The organism is Saccharothrix sabaoui (assembly GCF_051756985.1).
Lineage (GTDB): Bacteria > Actinomycetota > Actinomycetes > Mycobacteriales > Pseudonocardiaceae > Actinosynnema.
Genome location: NZ_JBPKJK010000046.1, coordinates 23,977 through 38,757 on the forward strand (window position 1 = coordinate 23,977; position 14,781 = coordinate 38,757).

Below are 14,781 nucleotides of genomic sequence, written 5' to 3' on the forward strand. Positions count from 1 at the left end.
CCGCTCGTAGAGCGTCACCGCGAACGGCCGCCAGGATGTCCGGTCGACGTGCTCGTGCAGGCGCCGCAGTGCCGTGTCCGGTTCGAGGTCCGCGTGCAATTGCCGTGCCTCGGGCCATGGATGGGCCATGATGAGGATCCCGCCCGGCGTCGGCAGCTCGCTCAGTCGTCGGCACAACTGCCGCACCGCTCGGGACGGCCGAGGTGGTACAGCATCTCGGCGCAGATCACGACGTCGTACCGGTCGTCCAAGTCGTCGCTGACGATGTCCAGCCGCAGGTAGCGGGGCCGCTTCCCGGATCCGGACGCACTGCCGGCGCGAGCGCGGTCGACCGGCCGCTGGGTGATGTCCACGCCGACGACCTCGGCCTGCGGGTATCGCGCGGCCAGTAGTTCGGTGAACACGCCTTCGCTGCAGCCCGCGTCCAGCACTCGTCGGTAAAGCCGCTCCGGGAGGTGGTCGAGCATGGTCTGGTAGCTGTGTTGTTCGTAGTCGTCTACCGCGAACCCCATGGGTCCGGCCTGCCGTGCCACCACTCGAACCCCAGCCTCAGTAGTCGTCCCTGTTCGGCGGGGCCGGAGCGGGACAGGAGGGCGAAGATCCTGCGGTGACACGAGTCGAGGAACGTGTTCACGGCGACGCCGTAGCCCGCTGATTTCACCGCCGCTGTGCGAAATGGACAGAGACCGGCCTGCGGGCTGACGTGGTGTCCGTGCTGTAGCTGATCACATCGGAAGCAGAGGTAGGAGCAGGGTGAGAACGCCGCTCGGCGGCCCACGTGGGCCCACGTGCGTGCGGCGACCCCGGCAGTCATGACGGACAGCTTTCTACTATCCAAGATAGTTGTTAAGGTCCCCGCGTCCCCCGAGCGGAAGAGGCTGTGCGTGTCCCGTCGCCGAGTGGTTGTGGTAGCCGGTGGAATCATGATCGGAGCAGCTGCGGCAGCGGTGCTGGACTCGCCGGAGAACGCGCCGCCGCCGGGTGGGATCGTGTCGGGTGACATCCGGCCGCTGGCGGCGGCGAACTTCGCCGGGGTCGGTGGTCAAGCCGCGCCGCCGGCTGTGGTGCTCGTGGCCAAGCCCGCCCAGGACGAGGTCGGCAAACTGCGCAAGTCGCAGCGAATCGACGACCAGCGCATCGAGGCGCAGCGGCAGGCCGAACGGGAGGCGGAGGAGGCGCGCCGCCCGAAGGTCGTCGCGCCGGTGCAGGGCGAGATCACGTCGAACTACGGGCCGCGCTGGGGCACCACCCATTACGGGCTCGACATCGCCAACCGGATCGGGACGCCCATCTACGCCGCCACCGACGGCGTGGTCCGGGAGGCCGGGCCCGCGAGTGGTTTCGGGTTGTGGGTGAAGATCGAGCGCGCGGACGGCACCATGACCGTCTACGGGCACATCGACAGCTACTCGGTCCGCGAGGGACAGCAGGTCAAGGCCGGCGACCTGATCGCGCGAGTCGGCAACCGGGGCATCTCGACCGGCCCCCACCTGCACTTCGAGGTGTGGGAGCCGGACGGTCGCAAGGCTGACCCGCTGGCCTGGTTGCAGGCACGTGGTGCGGGGATCAGTTGAGCGCCTGCCGCTGGGTGAACGTGGCGCCGCCGTCGGTCGAGCTGTGGATCGCGGTGGTGGTGGACACGAAGACCTCGGATGGACCGTTGGTGGCCAATGCGGTCGGTTTGCCGGGCACCTGACCGGGACGGGCCCAGGTCGTACCGCCGTCCGCGCTGACGTGGACCCCGCCGTTCGGGGCGACACCGACGATGGTCGCCTCTGACGGCCAGTCGACCAGTTGCAGCAGCGGCGCGCCCGTGAGCGGGGTGAAGGTGCGTCCACCGTCGGTGCTGCGGGCGAGTCCCTGCTCGGTGGTCGCCAGCAGGGTGTCCGGACTCGTCGGGCTGACCGCGAAGTCGGCCAGGGGCACCTGGCCGCGCCGGTCCCAGTTCCGCTGGTCCGACGTGACGGCGAGCTGCCCGGTCTGACTGTCGTAGCCGTACACCGCACTGTGCTTCGCCTCCAACGAGTGGAAATCGGCCTCACCTTCGAGCGACAGCGAACGCCAGCTCTTCCCGGCGTCCGTGCTCTCGATGAGACCGAGCTGTGGTGCCTTGCCGGCGTCCCTCGGGTCCGGGTGACCGCTGCCCAGGAAGTGGTTCGGGCCGACGACCGTGAAACCCATCGTGTCCTGCATCCGATCGCCGACCCGCTCCGCCTCCGCGCCTTCAGGCACCGTGAACAGGCCGTAGTGGCTCGCCGCGTACAGCATGCCGTCCGCCGGATCCACGCCGAGGCCGTGCACGTGGGCCAACCCGGGCGCCGCCGCGCCGGATGTCCCCGTGCCGGGCTGCTCTGGGCTTGCCTGGCTGCATGCGGTGGCCAGCGCCGCCAGCGCCAGGCAGGCGAACACCTGGATCCCACGTCGCATTCGGTCCTCCTCGGGAAGTGCGCCGCTCGACGCGGTGCGGTGCGCGATCTCCTTGTCGGACCGCGGTACTAATATGCATAGTAGAGGTCGTGGACATCGACACCGTGGTGATGCCTCGGGTGGCAGCGGGCCGGCCTGATGGCATCGGCCGGCGCATGCTCAGGGGCCTCGGCGAGTTGCTCGTCACCTTGGGGCTGGTGGTGCTCCTGTTAGTCGTCTACGAGGTGTACGTCACCGATCTCATCTCGGCGGGCAAGCAGGGCGAGGCGAGTGCGGCGCTGGACGAGCGGTGGTCCGCGGACGCCAACACGGTGCAGCAGGTCGGCCCGCAGCGCCAGTCACGCGTGGATCTCGTGCAGGGTGAGGCGTTCGCCAAGATGTACGTGCCGGTGTTCGGTGCCGACTTCCGGTTCGCGATCGTCGAGGGCGCCACCGACCGCGACCTGGAAATCGGTCCCGGCCACTACCCGGGCACCGCGCTGCCGGGGGAGAACGGCAACTTCGCGGTCTCCGCTCGCCGATGTCGCCGTCCGCTGCCTCGGCGCGCCCGGCACGGTTGATCTCGGCGACGCGCTGGTCGGCCGGACCGTGCTGCTCAACCTGTGGGCGTCCTGGTGCCAGCCCTGCCGTGAAGAGATGCCCGTGCTCCAGGCGTACGCCACCGAACCGGGCGCCGTGCCGGTGCTCGGGGTCAACGTCAAGGACCGGGCATCCGACGCTTTGGACACGGTCATCACGCTGGGAGTGCGGTATCCGAGCGTCGTCGACGACTCCGAGGCGGTGCAGCGGGCGTTGAAGGTGCCGCAAATCCTCCCGGTCAGCTACCTCGTCCGACCGGACGGCTCGGTCACTCAGGTGACCGAGCCGCTGGTGTTCCGCACGCCCGGGGAGGTCGGGACCGCCGTGGCACATTTCGGCGCCGGCTCAGGCTGACGCCTGTTCCGGCTTCCGGCGTCGCACCAGGAGGAACGCGACCACGACGACGAACAGGATCACCGACGTCCACACGTTGAGCCGCAGCCCCAGGATCTCGTTGGCCCGGTCCACCCGCATCATCTCGATCCACCCGCGTCCGGCGGTGTAGAGCGCGACGTACAGGGCGAACAGCCGGCCGCCCTCCAACGCGAAGCGCCGTCCCGCCCACAGCAGCACGAACAGCACACCCAGGTTCCACAACGACTCGTAGAGGAACGTCGGGTGGTAGAGACCGATGTCCGGGGTGGCCGCGGGACGGTGCGTGGGATCGATCTCCAACGCCCACGGCAGCGTCGTCGGGCCGCCGTAGAGCTCCTGGTTGAAGTAGTTGCCCCACCGTCCGATGGCCTGCGCGAGCACCAGGCCGGGCGCAGCGGCGTCCGCGAAGTCGGCGAAGCCCACACCGTTGCGCCTGCACCCGATCCATGCGCCCACCGCGCCCAGCGCGACCGCGCCCCAGATGCCCAGGCCGCCTTCCCAGACGTACAACGCCTCGACCGGGTTGCGGCCCGGTGCGAAGTACAGCTCCGGGCTGCTCACCACGTGGTACAGCCGCCCGCCGACGATGCCGAAGGGAACCGCCCACGTCGCGATGTCCAGCACGACGTCGGGGTCACCGCCCTCGGCGCGGATACGGCGGCGGGTCAGCAGCACCGCGGCGATGATGCCGAGGATGATGCACAGGGCGTAGGCCCTGATCGGCAGTGGACCCAGGTACCAGACCGACGTCGGCGGGCTGGGCAGAGCGGCAAGCGGCATCGATCGTCTCCCACGTCGTGGTCATTTGCGGCTGAGGACGACACCGCCCGCGACGGCGAGCAACCCGGCCATCGGGTATCCGGTGAGCAGGTCCTGAAGCCCGGTGGTCGGCAGGAACTGCACGCTGCCGAGGTGCACCACGACGTGAGTGGCCCCCGTGACGACCGCGACAACCAGCAGCGAGATGCCTACGAAGCGGCGGACCAGCCACCGCTTGTACGCGCTCGTGTAGCCGACCTTCTGCTGCTTGGAGACCTCGTCCTCGTGCAGGTTCGCCGCAGCCGCCCGGTCGCGTTCACGCCGGGTCCTCGATACCTTCGGCATCGACCTCACGCCCTTCGCGGACCTACTATACTAAATAGTAGACTTCGGTTGGTGTGGAGCGACGCGGACAAGGACACGGCTCGGTCACGGCCACTGCGCCGGCACCTCCGGCCGCACTCCCTGCTCGGGGTGGTGGTGATCGGGTGCTGGTCATTGAGTCTGGGATTGGACATCGCCTCGTACTCGGCCGCCGATCCCGCGCCGCTGGTGCGGGCGTCGACGTCGTGGATCGGTTACGGCCTGCTCGCGGCCCTGGCGGCGGGCATCGCGGGGTTCGTCGACGCGCTCCCCGTGCCGGTCCGCACCAGGTCACACGTCCTCGTGCTGCTTCACTTCGCGTTCATGACAACCGTGGCGGTCACCTTCCTGGTCGGTTACGTGCTGCGCCGCTCCGAGCCGGTCGACCAGCCGTTGGGCGTCCAGGCGCTCGTCACCTCGCTGATCGGTGCGGCGATTGTCCTTGCTGGCGGTGTCATCGGGGCGTTGCTCGCTCATCGGCGCGCCTGAGCCCGGCGACCGTCGCGGCCACCACGAGCAGGGAGGCCAGGAGTTCGAGCCAGGGGGACAGCCACGGCGATGTCGTGGTGCGGAGGTTGACCCGTTCGACCAGGACCTGCCTGGCCCACGGCTCGGTGGCGGCGGCGATCGAGCCGTCCGGTCGGACGACGGCGCTGACCCCGGTGGTGGAGGCGACTACCGCGGGTCGGTTGTGCTCCACCGCGCGCACCCGCGCCATGGCGAGCTGTTGGAGGGTCTCGCCTCGTTGGCCGTCGAGCATGTAGGTGGCGTTGTTGGTCTGCACGACGAGCAAGGCCGCTCCGGCTTCGACCGACGAGCGGACCAGGCCGTCGTAGGCGACCTCGTAGCAGATGACGTCGCCGATCCGGGTGCCGGCGGCGTCGAGCGCGCCGTCTCCGGTGCCGGGGCTGAAGTCGCGTGGCACGTACTGCAACTGCCCCACCCAGCCGAACAGCGACCGGCCCGGCACGTACTCGCCGAACGGCACGAGCTGCCGCTTGGCGTACTCGGCGGTAGCACCCCGGTCGGGCAACCACAACTGGCCGACGTTGAACATCCGACCGCCCTCGCGGACAATCGCGCCGATCAGCACCGGGCGGTCGATCGCCTGCACGGCTGAGCGGATGGCCTCGGCGACCACAGGGTTGCCCCGAGGGTCGGTATCGGTGGAGTTCTCCGGCCACACGACAAGATCCGGCGCGGGCACTCGCCCGGCCCGCACGTCCTCGGCCAGTTGCAGCGTCGCGTCGGCGTGGTTCTGCGTGACCTGCCGCACGCGCACCTGTTCGGTCAGAGTGCGCCCGCGCGGGACGTTGCCCTGCACCACCGCCACGACGAGGTCGTCGTCGGACGCGCTCGGCGCGGGCAGGACCACCCCGGCCGTCCACACCAGACCGGTGGCCAGCACCGCCGCCGCACCGGCTTTCCACGGGACGCCCGACAGTACCGCCCAAGCCAACGCCGTGCCGGTGGCCGCCGCCAGCAGGGTCAACAGCGGAACCCCGCCGAGGCTCGCCCAGGGCAACGAAGGGGCGTCCGCCTGGCTGAAGCCCAACCGGCCCCACGGGAACCCGCCGAGCGGGAACCGGCCACGCAGGGCTTCGACCGCCACCCAACTCGCCGCGACCGCCACCGGCCACCACGGCAGCCGCATCAGCAACCGGACGAGCACCCCGTGCAGGCCGAGGAACAACGCCTGGAGCACGACCAGACCGATCCACGGCAGCAGACCGAGGTTGCTCAACCACCACAGCAACGGGCCGAAGAAGGACAGCCCGAAGACCGTCCCGAGCCCGAACGCGACGCGCAAACGGCGGCCGGCTACCGACAGGACGAGCAGGGCGGGTCCGAGCGCGGCCAGGGGCCACAGGTCGAACGGTGGAAACGCCAACGCCAAGCTCACGCCGCCGACCACCGCGGTCGCGACCGCCCGCCACGTCGTGCGTCCGACCGTCTTGACCGGCACCACCGGCGGCCTCGTTTCTACTGTGGACATCGGTACGGGTTGACGAGGGTCAGGGCGTGCCGGCCGGCCGGGGAGGTCGGCGACCGGTGGCGTGGCGGTCACACCGAGTTCTTCGCGTCCCGCTGCAAGGGGATTGCCTCGCCTTGCGCGGGTGGACACGTCTGCGGCGCGCAATCGCGGAGCCGCCATCGGGCGGCCACTGCGGTCGCCAGGATGATCAGCGAGGCCACGGCCAACAGGGGTTGGAGCGGAGCCCACACGGCAAGCGCGCTGGACGTGCCCAAGAGTGCGATGACCACCTTGTTGCACACCGGGCACCCGACGGCCAGCGCGCCAAGCAGCGAACTTCCCCAAGTGCGGGCCGAGCCGACGCTCTCCGCGCGCTGTGGCCGAAGTCCGGCCCACATCGCCGTCAGGGCGGCGATGCACACCATGACCGGCAGTTCCCACCAGCGCACCGGGGTCATCCGGGTGAAGAGCGGGTTGTCGATGACATCGGTCGGCACCGCGACCGCGATCGCACTGAGCGCTGCACCGACAAGCGCGCGAGGCCAACTCCACAGCCCAACCACAGATCGCACCCCGCTCTCTCGGTCTACTAAACCTCATAGTAGACATGTCCCCGGCTCCTTGTACCGTCCGGCCTGCTTCCGAGGAGCCGTCCACCACCCCGACCGAGGAGGTATCTGCCCACGTGATGTCGCGACGAACCGAACGCGGCCTGCGAGCCACCTTCGCCGCCGCCGCTGTCATGACCGTCATCGGAACGAGTTCCGGTCCCGCTGCCGCGCAGCCGGCCGAATCCGATGCGGTCAAGCAGTACGAAGAGCTCAGCGAACAGGCGGAGAAGCTCAACGACGACCTGCTGAAAGCCCAGGAGGACCTCACCGCGAAACAAGGGGAACTCGACCGCGCCAACGCCGATCTGGCCTCGGCGGAGCAGGCGCTGGGCGGAGCCAAGGCCGACGAGGAGCAGTTCCGCGGGAGAGTGGACCTGCTCACCGAGGCGACCTTCGAGGGCGCCCGGTTCAACCAGCTGTCCGCGCTGCTGGTCAGCGACTCGCAGCAGGACTTCCTCGAGCGGATGTCGGCCTTGGACCTCCTGGCCGCCGACAACGCCGAGTCACTGGATCGGCTGGGTGCGGCGGTGGCGCAGGCGGACGACGCCCGTGCGAACGCGGAAGACGCGAGGAACCGCGCCGGGCAGGCCGCGGACGACGCGGCGAAGCTCAACGACGACCTGGGCAAGCGCAAGACCGACCTGGACGGTCGCATCGGCGAGTTGCGCAAGGCGATGAACCGGCTCAGCTCCACCGAGAAGTCGAACCTGGGCTTCGGGCAGGTCAAGGACACCGGCAGTTACCTCGGCCCTCTCGGTGCGGCCAACACCGCGCTCCAGACGGCGCTCGGCAAGCGGGGATCGCAGTACCAGTGGGGTGGCAACGGGCCGGCCGCGTTCGACTGCTCCGGCTTGACCAAGTTCGCCTACGCCGCCGCCGGCGTCACGTTGCCGCGGGTCGCGGTCGACCAGTACCGCGTGGGCAAGCCGGTGTCCCAGGACCAACTCCAGCCGGGCGACCTGGTGTTCTACGACGACGGAACGGGGAATCCCGCCGCCATCCACCACGTGGCGATCTACGTCGGCGAAGGCAAGATGGTGGACGCGCCCACCGAAGGGCAGTTGGTCGACGTCCGCCCGTTGCGCGGCGACGGGCACTACATCGGTGCCCGCAGGGTGGTGGGCTGACCCAGGCGGCGTGCTCGATGAGTGCTCGCTAGTTGACGCTCCGTAACAAAAATATCAGGTTTTGTTGTCGGACTGTTCCTTATTTGTGTCACATTAGTCACATTTCACGGTTCGTGTCTGAAGTGGCACAGTGCGTGAAGATCTCGGTAGGGTGGCCATGTGCCTATCGCTGCCACTGGGGGCGCGCGACCGCGCGGCGGTTCGACGGCCATCCTCACGGCCGTTCTCGCCCTGCTCGGTGTGTTGTTCTGCCATGGGCATGTCGACAGCGAGGCACGCACGTCGTTCGAGGCGGTAGGTGCTCGGACGTCTCAACCGCTCTTCGACACCGCGGTCGTTCACGATCATCACGGGGACAACGACCTGGCGGCTGAAGGCGGCCCGTCGGACTCGTACGACGTCCCGGACGGATCGGGCACTCCGGCCGAGCACGACGACCCGATCTGCGGGCCGTCGGGGACGGGACTGCTGGCTGTGCAGGCTGACACAGTCCGCTCCCCGGAGCTACCCGTTGTGCAGGTGACCGCACCTCAGCCGCAGGACGCCGCCGGCGCTTCTTGGCGTCCTGCGGCAGAGATCCCAGTGGTGTGCCCCCTCTCTGGCATCCGGTTGCTGGTGATGGTCTGCGTGTCGCGGCAGTGACAGGTCGCCGAGGCGTCCACCACCGTCGCCGCCCCCGTGCCGGAGGCGCCGCACCCGCGTGAACACGCCGCGGGCGGACTTCGGGAACGGGCTGGTCCACGGCGCGCTCGGCTCAGGGCTGTTGAACGCTGTCGTTTCGTTACTATCGAAGAGGTCTTCTTCCAATGTCTGTTTCTTCTCCAGTCGTTGCCGCACGCCCTGGTGCGGACGTTGCCGAGCAGCCCGTGCCGTCCTCGGCGCGGTTAGTGCTCACCTCCGCCGCCGCGCCCTGCTACACGCCGGCCGGGGTGGTGGGCAACACGCCGGTGCTGTGGATCGACGAGCCGTTCACCAACGATGGCCGGGGGTTCTGGGCCAAGCTCGAAGGCCACAACCCGGGTGGTATCAAGGATCGGCCCGCGCTGCACATGCTCGAACGCGCCCGCGACCGCGGCGAGTTGGCTGCGGGCGCCCCGATCGTCGAGTCGACCAGCGGCACCCTCGGCCTGGGGCTGGCGTTGGCCGGCATCGTGCACGGGCACCCCGTCACCCTGGTCACCGACCCGGGCATGGAGCCGATGATGGTGCACATGCTGCGTGCTTACGGCGCGCGCGTGGACATCGTCGCCGAGCCGGATCCGGTCGGCGGGTGGCAGGAGGCGCGCAGGCGTCGGGTGCGAGAACTGCTTGACGCCGAGCCCGGCGCGTGGTGCCCGGACCAGTACCACAACCCCGACAACGTTACCGCCTACGAGCCGCTGGCGATGGAGCTCGTCGCACAGTTGGGCCGGGTGGACGTGCTGGTGACCAGCGTGGGCACCGGCGGCCACTCCGCCGGCGTCAGCCGCGCGCTGCGCCGTTACAACCCGCGGCTGCGGCTCGTCGGTGTGGACACCGCCGGTTCGACGATCTTCGGTCAGCCCGCCGGGCCGCGGTTGATGCGTGGGCTGGGCAGCAGCATCTATCCCCGCAACGTGGACTACCGCGCGTTCGACGAGGTGCACTGGGTCACCGCACCGGAGGCGGTGTGGACGTGCCGGGAGCTGGCGACCGGCCACTACGCCAGCGGAGGCTGGAGCGTGGGCGCGGTCGGCCTGGTGGCGGGGTGGCTGGCCCGCACGCTGCCGCCGGAGACCCGCATCGCGGCGATCTTCCCGGACGGGCCGCAGCGCTACTTCGACACCGTCTACAACGACACCTTCTGCCACACTCACAACCTGCTCGACCGCGCCCCCTCCGAGCACCCCGACCAGATCTCGCACCCCGGCGAGCGGGTCGTGGACCGCTGGACCCGGTGCACCACGGTCACCGACCCGGTGACCGACCCGCGCCTGGCGCACTTGAGGGCCGGGCGATGACCGGCACGTGGCGGCAGTTGCGTGCCCTGCCCGGCAGCGTGCAACTGCTGGTGGTCAACCAGTTCGGCATCAATCTCGGTTTTTACATGCTCATGCCCTACTTGGCCAACCACCTGTCCAACGGGCTCGGGATGGCCGCGTGGACCGTCGGGCTGGTGCTGGGCGTGCGCACGTTGAGCCAGCAGGGCCTGTTCCTGCTGGGTGGTGCGCTGGCGGACCGGCTCGGCTACAAGCCGATGATCATCGCGGGGTGCGCGCTGCGGACCGTGGGGTTCGCCCTGCTGGGTGTGGTGGACACCCTGCCCGCGCTGCTGGTCGCGTCCGTGGCGACCGGTCTGGCCGGGGCGTTGTTCAACCCGTCGGTCCGCGCTTACGTCGCGGCCGACGCCGGTCCGAAGCGGGTCGAGGCGTTCGCCGTGTTCAACGTCTTCTACCAGGCCGGGATCCTGGTGGGCCCGCTGGTCGGACTGGCGTTGATCACGCTCGACTTCCGGGTCGTGTGCCTCACCGCCGCGGCGATCTTCACCGTGCTGGCAGTGTTGCAACTCCGCGCGTTGCCCGCGCGCGGCCAGGACCACGACGCCGAGCGCCCGACCGGCGCGGCCGGGGTGCTCGCGGACTGGCGGACGGTGGTGGGCAACCGGGCGTTCCTGCTGTTCTCCCTGGCGATGATCAGCTCCTACGTGCTGTCGTCGCAGATCTACCTCGCCCTGCCGCTGCAAGCCGCGCACGTGCTCGGCGCGGAGGCGGGCGACACCGGCAGCAGCGCTCTGTTCGCCGTGTCGGCGGTCGTGGCTATCCTGGGCCAGGTGCGGCTCACCGCGTGGGCCCGCACCCGGTGGAGCGCGGGCCGTTCGGTCACCACCGGGTTGGGGCTGATGGCGGTGTCGTTCCTGCCGCTGGTGATGACCGCTCACCTGTCGACGCCACCGGCGGCGGGCGTGGGTGCGGCGGTGCTGACTCTGACGCCCGCGTTGGTGTCCACGGTGTTGCTCACCGTGGGCATGGCCATCGCCTACCCGTTCGAGATGGACACGATCGTCACCCTCGCCGATGGTCGTCTGGTCGCCACGCACTACGGCTTCTACAACACCCTGTCGGGAATCGGCATCACGCTGGGCAACCTGGCCACCGGGTGGGTGTGGGGCGTGGGCCTGACCAGTGGGTGGCCCGCTCTGGTGTGGATCGCCTTGACCGCCACGGGTGCGGTGGGCACAGGTGCGCTCGCGTTGCTGCTGCGAGCCGGGCACCTGCCGTCCACGGTCTCACCGGCCGTCGTGCAACCCACGGCCACCACAGCCGCCACCAGCGGAAGGACGAAGTGATGAGCACTCAACCCCAACAGGCACCCACCGCCGCGACGGTGACGGCACGCGACGTGCACGACGCCGCAGCACGTTTGGCCGAGACTGCGGTGAGAACGCCCGTCTTGCACGCGGCCCCGTTGGACGAGCACACCGGCGGCCAGGTGCTGGTCAAATGCGAGAATCTGCAGCGCACCGGTTCGTTCAAATTCCGGGGCGCCTGCAACGCCGTCGCACGGCTGAGCGCCGAGCAACTGGCGCGCGGCGTCATCGCGTTCTCCTCGGGTAACCATGCCCTGGCCGTGGCCTCGGCCGCCGCGGCGGTGGGCAGCACCGCGATGCTGGTGATGCCCGCCGACGCCCCGCCGGCCAAGTTCGCCGCCGTCAGACGACTCGGCGCCGAAGTGGTGACCTTCGACCGCTACACCGAGGACCGCTTCGCCCTGACCGCCCGGCTCGCCGCCGAACACGGCCTCACCTCGATTCCCCCGTACGATCACCACGACGTGATCGCCGGCGCGGGCACCACCACCGCCGAGTTCCTGGACCAGGCAGGACAACTCGACGTGCTGGTGATCCCGCTGGGCGGAGGAGGCCAACTGGCGGGAGCCGGTGTGGTGACCGCGGCAGCCGACCAGGGCACCCGCCTGATCGGCGTCGAGACCGCGGCGGGGGACAAGAACCGCCGGTCGTTGCGTGCAGGGGAACGAGTGCGGATCCCGGTCCCGCGCACCATCGCCGACGGCGTCACCGGCGAGATCCCCGGTGAGCTGACCTTCCCGCTCATCCGCCGTCACGTGCACGAGGTGCTCGTGGTGGACGACGACGAGATCCGCGCGGCGATGGCACTGCTGTTCAACGAGATGAAGCTGGTCGTCGAGCCTTCCGGCGCACTGGCAGCCGCAGCGGTGCTGGCGGGCAAGGTCCACGCTCCCGGCGGACGCGTGGGAGTGGTGCTCTCCGGTGGCAACGTCGACCTCAGCCGCCTCCACGGACTGTTGCGCTCGGGGATCGTCGAGACCAGCAGCTGAGCACACCATCCGCACGGTTCGGCGGTACAGGCTGTGTGCCTGTACCGCCGAACCGTGCGGCTACACCGTCACGTCATCGGCGACGCGCGATATCCGAGTTCCTCGATCGCTTGGATGACGTCCTCCGGGCTGTTCCGGCTCAGGTCCAGCTCGACGGTGCTGCGTCCCTGCTTGACCGTGGTCTGCGTGTCGAGCACGCCGGGGAGATCCTCCAGTGTGTCGTCGATGAGCAGTGCGCAGCTGCCGCAGTGCATACCCTCGACCTGGAACACGTATGTCGTCATGGCTACTGTGGACTCCTGTTCAGACGATGGTGATGACGCCGGTGTACATGCCCATGCCGCACGCGTAGTCCAACCGTCCCGGTTGGAGCACGCCGAGGTCCACGCGGGTCTCCCCTTCGACCGGCAGGATCTTGTGCTCCTCGCGGATGACGAAGGACCGCGCGCAGCCCTGAACGCCGTCCGACTTGACCACGAGCGTGGTGGGCACGCCGGACTGGATCCGGACGTTCGCCGGGCTGTAGGAGCCCGTCCGTGCGGTGATCACCACGGTCTGCCGTCCATCCACGACGGACGCCGCCGTGGTGTCGGCCGGCGAGTCGGAGCCGCCCACGGCCTGGGTGATCCGGCTGGCCGCCAACGGCGAGCCCGCCAACTCCAACCCGCCGTTGAGGGTGTAGAGCCCCATGGCCAGCACCACCAGCCCGGTGACCACGGCCAGTCGTCCCCGCCATGCGGTGGCAGCCTTGCGAGCGGCGTAGCCGAGCACGGCGAACAGCGGCCCGGTGCCGAGCACGAACACCGACATGGTCGCCGCCCCGGCCAGAGCCGAGCCCGACGTCAACGCCAGCGCCTCCACCGACAGCGTCACCCCGCACGGGATGAGCACCGTGGCCACCCCGAGCAGCGCCGGAGCCAGCGCAGCCTGCGAACGGGCCCGGTTGCGCACCAGCTTCATCCAGGAGATCGGCGGCTCGACGACGATGCCGCGGAAGCCCGGCACCCCGAGCTGGGCCAGGCCGAACACGATGATCAGCAGACCAGCGCCGATCTGGAGCCACGTGCGAACGCCGACCGACAGCTCCACGGCGCTGCCGAGCGCGCCCAGCAACGCGCCGAGCACGGTGTGCGACACGAGCTTCCCGGCCAGGAACCCGCCGACCGGAACCATGTCGTCGGCGAGCCGGGCCCGCCACGTGGGCGGTTCGGCGGCCAGCACGGTCTGCTCGTCGCGCGCGGCGTCGGTCCCGCTGTGGCGGGTTCGACTTTTCGTCCGGCGCGGAGGTGCGGCCAGCTCGGTGGTTGCGGCCTTCTGCCGGGTGATCAAGCCTGTGAGCAGACCACCCTGCACAGCGGCGCAGGATACGCCGCCTGCGAACAGGCCGGTGACCAGGACAGCGCCAAGACTCACGGAAATGCCTCCAGCGGAGAACGGAAGAGGAAGGGACGACGAACGCCTCCGACCGGAGAGTCGGTGCGCGCGGTGATATCCGCGCCTCGACATGCGGTCCGTGACGCGGGCAGACTCCTCCTACGTCCGCAGCAAACAGAGTTCCGCGAGGCTGAGCGCCCGCGGCCGGACCGCACGGACCACTACTGCGGGGGCGGGTCGAAGCAGCCGGAAGACGCCGCGGAGCCGGTCCGGACCCAGCGACGCGGCGGCGGCCACGACGGCGACCAGGAACGCCAGACAGACCGCCAGCGCACCGCCCAGGCCGTCGGACTTCGGCGAGCCCTCTTCCATGACGGTTGCCAGGCTCACGCACGTGCCGAGCACCATGTCCGCGGCAGGTGAACCGCACGCGCAGGAGGCGGAGGTGACACCGTGTGCCATGGGCATGGCCGGGGCCATGCCGTCGGTGCACTGGAGACCGATCGCGAACCCGGCGAACACGGCCAGCACGACAACCAGCCGCGCGAGGCGTCCACACGCGGCCTGGCGACGGCGGGCCGTACCTGGCACGGCGGTGATGGTACGACTCGACGCCCTCGAAGCCGCCTTCGGATCCGTCAAACGCCTTGGCCAGAGGGATAGGACGACGTGGCGGCAGATCCCGCCGCCTGTGCACACGGCTCGACGGCGACGCTAGGCGTCGGGGCCTTCCAGGTCCTCCACCTTGAGCCGCGTGCCGACGTCGGTGTTCGGCACGCCCGGCATGGTGGACTCCTTGTCGGTCAGGTGGATAAGCTCACGCCCTTCTCGGCGCCGAACTCCGTGCGGCGTTGTCGGCGATCACGAGCTGTCCTCG

General features: G+C 69.8%; 18 protein-coding genes. 9 read left to right on the forward strand and 9 right to left on the reverse strand.

The genetic code is table 11. The features are described 5' to 3' along the window. Window positions 1-161: 161 nt before the first annotated feature. A complete protein-coding gene (locus tag ACR807_RS16610) occupies window positions 162-533 on the reverse strand; it encodes a class I SAM-dependent methyltransferase (protein ID WP_438922220.1) in 372 nt (123 codons plus the stop codon). 390 nt (window positions 534-923) lie between these two features. Here ACR807_RS16610 and ACR807_RS16615 point away from each other — a divergent pair, with 390 nt between their 5' ends. Continuing rightward, a complete protein-coding gene (locus tag ACR807_RS16615) occupies window positions 924-1,574 on the forward strand; it encodes a M23 family metallopeptidase (RefSeq protein ID WP_438922221.1) in 651 nt (216 codons plus the stop codon). Here the strand turns inward: ACR807_RS16615 and ACR807_RS16620 are convergent. Then, window positions 1,567-2,427 (reverse strand): F510_1955 family glycosylhydrolase, encoded by an 861-nt coding sequence (locus tag ACR807_RS16620; protein ID WP_438922222.1) that lies wholly within the window; start codon window positions 2,425-2,427, stop codon window positions 1,567-1,569. The genes ACR807_RS16615 and ACR807_RS16620 overlap by 8 nt on opposite strands. Before the next feature lie 89 nt (window positions 2,428-2,516). Between ACR807_RS16620 and ACR807_RS16625 the strand changes: the two genes are divergently transcribed. Together ACR807_RS16625 and ACR807_RS16630 are read left to right on the forward strand one after the other, a co-directional pair. Further along, window positions 2,517-2,987, forward strand: coding sequence for a class E sortase (locus ACR807_RS16625; RefSeq protein WP_438922223.1), 471 nt, complete (start codon window positions 2,517-2,519; stop codon window positions 2,985-2,987). A gap of 28 nt (window positions 2,988-3,015) precedes the next feature. Further along, window positions 3,016-3,360, forward strand: a complete 345-nt coding sequence (locus ACR807_RS16630) for a TlpA family protein disulfide reductase (RefSeq protein WP_438922224.1) — start codon at window positions 3,016-3,018, stop codon at window positions 3,358-3,360. Here the strand turns inward: ACR807_RS16630 and lgt are convergent. Both lgt and ACR807_RS16640 read right to left on the reverse strand, forming a co-directional pair. Continuing rightward, a complete protein-coding gene (gene lgt / locus ACR807_RS16635; protein WP_438922225.1) occupies window positions 3,352-4,161 on the reverse strand; it encodes a prolipoprotein diacylglyceryl transferase in 810 nt (269 codons plus the stop codon). The genes ACR807_RS16630 and lgt overlap by 9 nt on opposite strands. Before the next feature lie 21 nt (window positions 4,162-4,182). Further along, on the reverse strand, window positions 4,183-4,485 hold the full coding sequence (locus ACR807_RS16640) for a hypothetical protein (protein WP_438922226.1): 303 nt from the start codon (window positions 4,483-4,485) through the stop codon (window positions 4,183-4,185). A 51-nt stretch (window positions 4,486-4,536) separates the two neighbouring features. Here ACR807_RS16640 and ACR807_RS16645 point away from each other — a divergent pair, with 51 nt between their 5' ends. After that, window positions 4,537-4,992 (forward strand): DUF2231 domain-containing protein, encoded by a 456-nt coding sequence (locus tag ACR807_RS16645; RefSeq protein WP_438922227.1) that lies wholly within the window; start codon window positions 4,537-4,539, stop codon window positions 4,990-4,992. On the opposite strand, the gene lnt is transcribed toward ACR807_RS16645, so the two are convergent. Beyond that, entirely contained in the window at window positions 4,958-6,499 is a 1,542-nt protein-coding gene (lnt, locus tag ACR807_RS16650) for an apolipoprotein N-acyltransferase (RefSeq protein WP_438922228.1), read from the reverse strand. The genes ACR807_RS16645 and lnt overlap by 35 nt on opposite strands. A gap of 68 nt (window positions 6,500-6,567) precedes the next feature. Continuing rightward, window positions 6,568-7,041 carry a hypothetical protein gene (locus tag ACR807_RS16655; RefSeq protein WP_438922229.1) on the reverse strand — a complete coding sequence of 158 codons (474 nt, stop codon included), beginning with the start codon at window positions 7,039-7,041 and terminating at the stop codon, window positions 6,568-6,570. Window positions 7,042-7,085: 44 nt separating this feature from the next. Between ACR807_RS16655 and ACR807_RS16660 the strand changes: the two genes are divergently transcribed. The 5 genes from ACR807_RS16660 (at window position 7,086) to ACR807_RS16680 (ending at window position 12,530) form a co-directional block, all read left to right on the forward strand. After that, window positions 7,086-8,216: an NlpC/P60 family protein gene (locus ACR807_RS16660; RefSeq protein ID WP_438922230.1), complete on the forward strand. Its 1,131-nt coding sequence runs from the start codon at window positions 7,086-7,088 to the stop codon at window positions 8,214-8,216. A 159-nt stretch (window positions 8,217-8,375) separates the two neighbouring features. Further along, window positions 8,376-8,858, forward strand: coding sequence for a hypothetical protein (locus ACR807_RS16665; protein WP_438922231.1), 483 nt, complete (start codon window positions 8,376-8,378; stop codon window positions 8,856-8,858). 245 nt (window positions 8,859-9,103) lie between these two features. Beyond that, a complete protein-coding gene (locus tag ACR807_RS16670) occupies window positions 9,104-10,195 on the forward strand; it encodes a PLP-dependent cysteine synthase family protein (protein ID WP_438922232.1) in 1,092 nt (363 codons plus the stop codon). Beyond that, complete coding sequence (locus ACR807_RS16675; RefSeq protein WP_438922233.1) at window positions 10,192-11,520, forward strand: MDR family MFS transporter; 1,329 nt, start codon at window positions 10,192-10,194, stop codon at window positions 11,518-11,520. The genes ACR807_RS16670 and ACR807_RS16675 overlap by 4 nt, the downstream gene beginning before the upstream one ends. Continuing rightward, window positions 11,520-12,530, forward strand: coding sequence for a pyridoxal-phosphate dependent enzyme (locus ACR807_RS16680; protein ID WP_438922234.1), 1,011 nt, complete (start codon window positions 11,520-11,522; stop codon window positions 12,528-12,530). Before ACR807_RS16675 ends, ACR807_RS16680 begins: the two co-directional genes overlap by 1 nt. Window positions 12,531-12,598: 68 nt before the next feature. Here the strand turns inward: ACR807_RS16680 and ACR807_RS16685 are convergent, their stop codons facing one another. From ACR807_RS16685 to ACR807_RS16695, 3 genes are all read right to left on the reverse strand, one after another. After that, window positions 12,599-12,814 carry a heavy-metal-associated domain-containing protein gene (locus ACR807_RS16685; RefSeq protein ID WP_438922235.1) on the reverse strand — a complete coding sequence of 72 codons (216 nt, stop codon included), beginning with the start codon at window positions 12,812-12,814 and terminating at the stop codon, window positions 12,599-12,601. A gap of 19 nt (window positions 12,815-12,833) precedes the next feature. After that, window positions 12,834-13,859 (reverse strand): sulfite exporter TauE/SafE family protein, encoded by a 1,026-nt coding sequence (locus ACR807_RS16690; RefSeq protein ID WP_498371970.1) that lies wholly within the window; start codon window positions 13,857-13,859, stop codon window positions 12,834-12,836. Window positions 13,860-14,063: 204 nt separating this feature from the next. Further along, the gene (locus ACR807_RS16695) at window positions 14,064-14,495 is read right to left on the reverse strand and encodes a hypothetical protein (protein WP_438922237.1); all 432 of its coding nucleotides are present in this window, start codon (window positions 14,493-14,495) and stop codon (window positions 14,064-14,066) included. Window positions 14,496-14,781 lie beyond the last annotated feature (286 nt).

Bases quoted from the DNA above. Each gene is read 5' to 3' on its own strand.
- ACR807_RS16680 (WP_438922234.1), top strand. From the start codon at position 11,520: ATGAGCACTCAACCCCAACAGGCACCCACCGCCGCGACGGTGACGGCA.
- ACR807_RS16675 (WP_438922233.1), top strand. From the start codon at position 10,192: ATGACCGGCACGTGGCGGCAGTTGCGTGCCCTGCCCGGCAGCGTGCAA.
- lnt (WP_438922228.1), bottom strand. From the start codon at position 6,499: ATGTCCACAGTAGAAACGAGGCCGCCGGTGGTGCCGGTCAAGACGGTC.
- ACR807_RS16640 (WP_438922226.1), bottom strand. From the start codon at position 4,485: ATGCCGAAGGTATCGAGGACCCGGCGTGAACGCGACCGGGCGGCTGCG.
- ACR807_RS16660 (WP_438922230.1), top strand. From the start codon at position 7,086: ATGTCCCCGGCTCCTTGTACCGTCCGGCCTGCTTCCGAGGAGCCGTCC.
- ACR807_RS16615 (WP_438922221.1), top strand. From the start codon at position 924: ATGATCGGAGCAGCTGCGGCAGCGGTGCTGGACTCGCCGGAGAACGCG.
- ACR807_RS16685 (WP_438922235.1), bottom strand. From the start codon at position 12,814: ATGACGACATACGTGTTCCAGGTCGAGGGTATGCACTGCGGCAGCTGC.
- ACR807_RS16620 (WP_438922222.1), bottom strand. From the start codon at position 2,427: ATGCGACGTGGGATCCAGGTGTTCGCCTGCCTGGCGCTGGCGGCGCTG.
- lgt (WP_438922225.1), bottom strand. From the start codon at position 4,161: ATGCCGCTTGCCGCTCTGCCCAGCCCGCCGACGTCGGTCTGGTACCTG.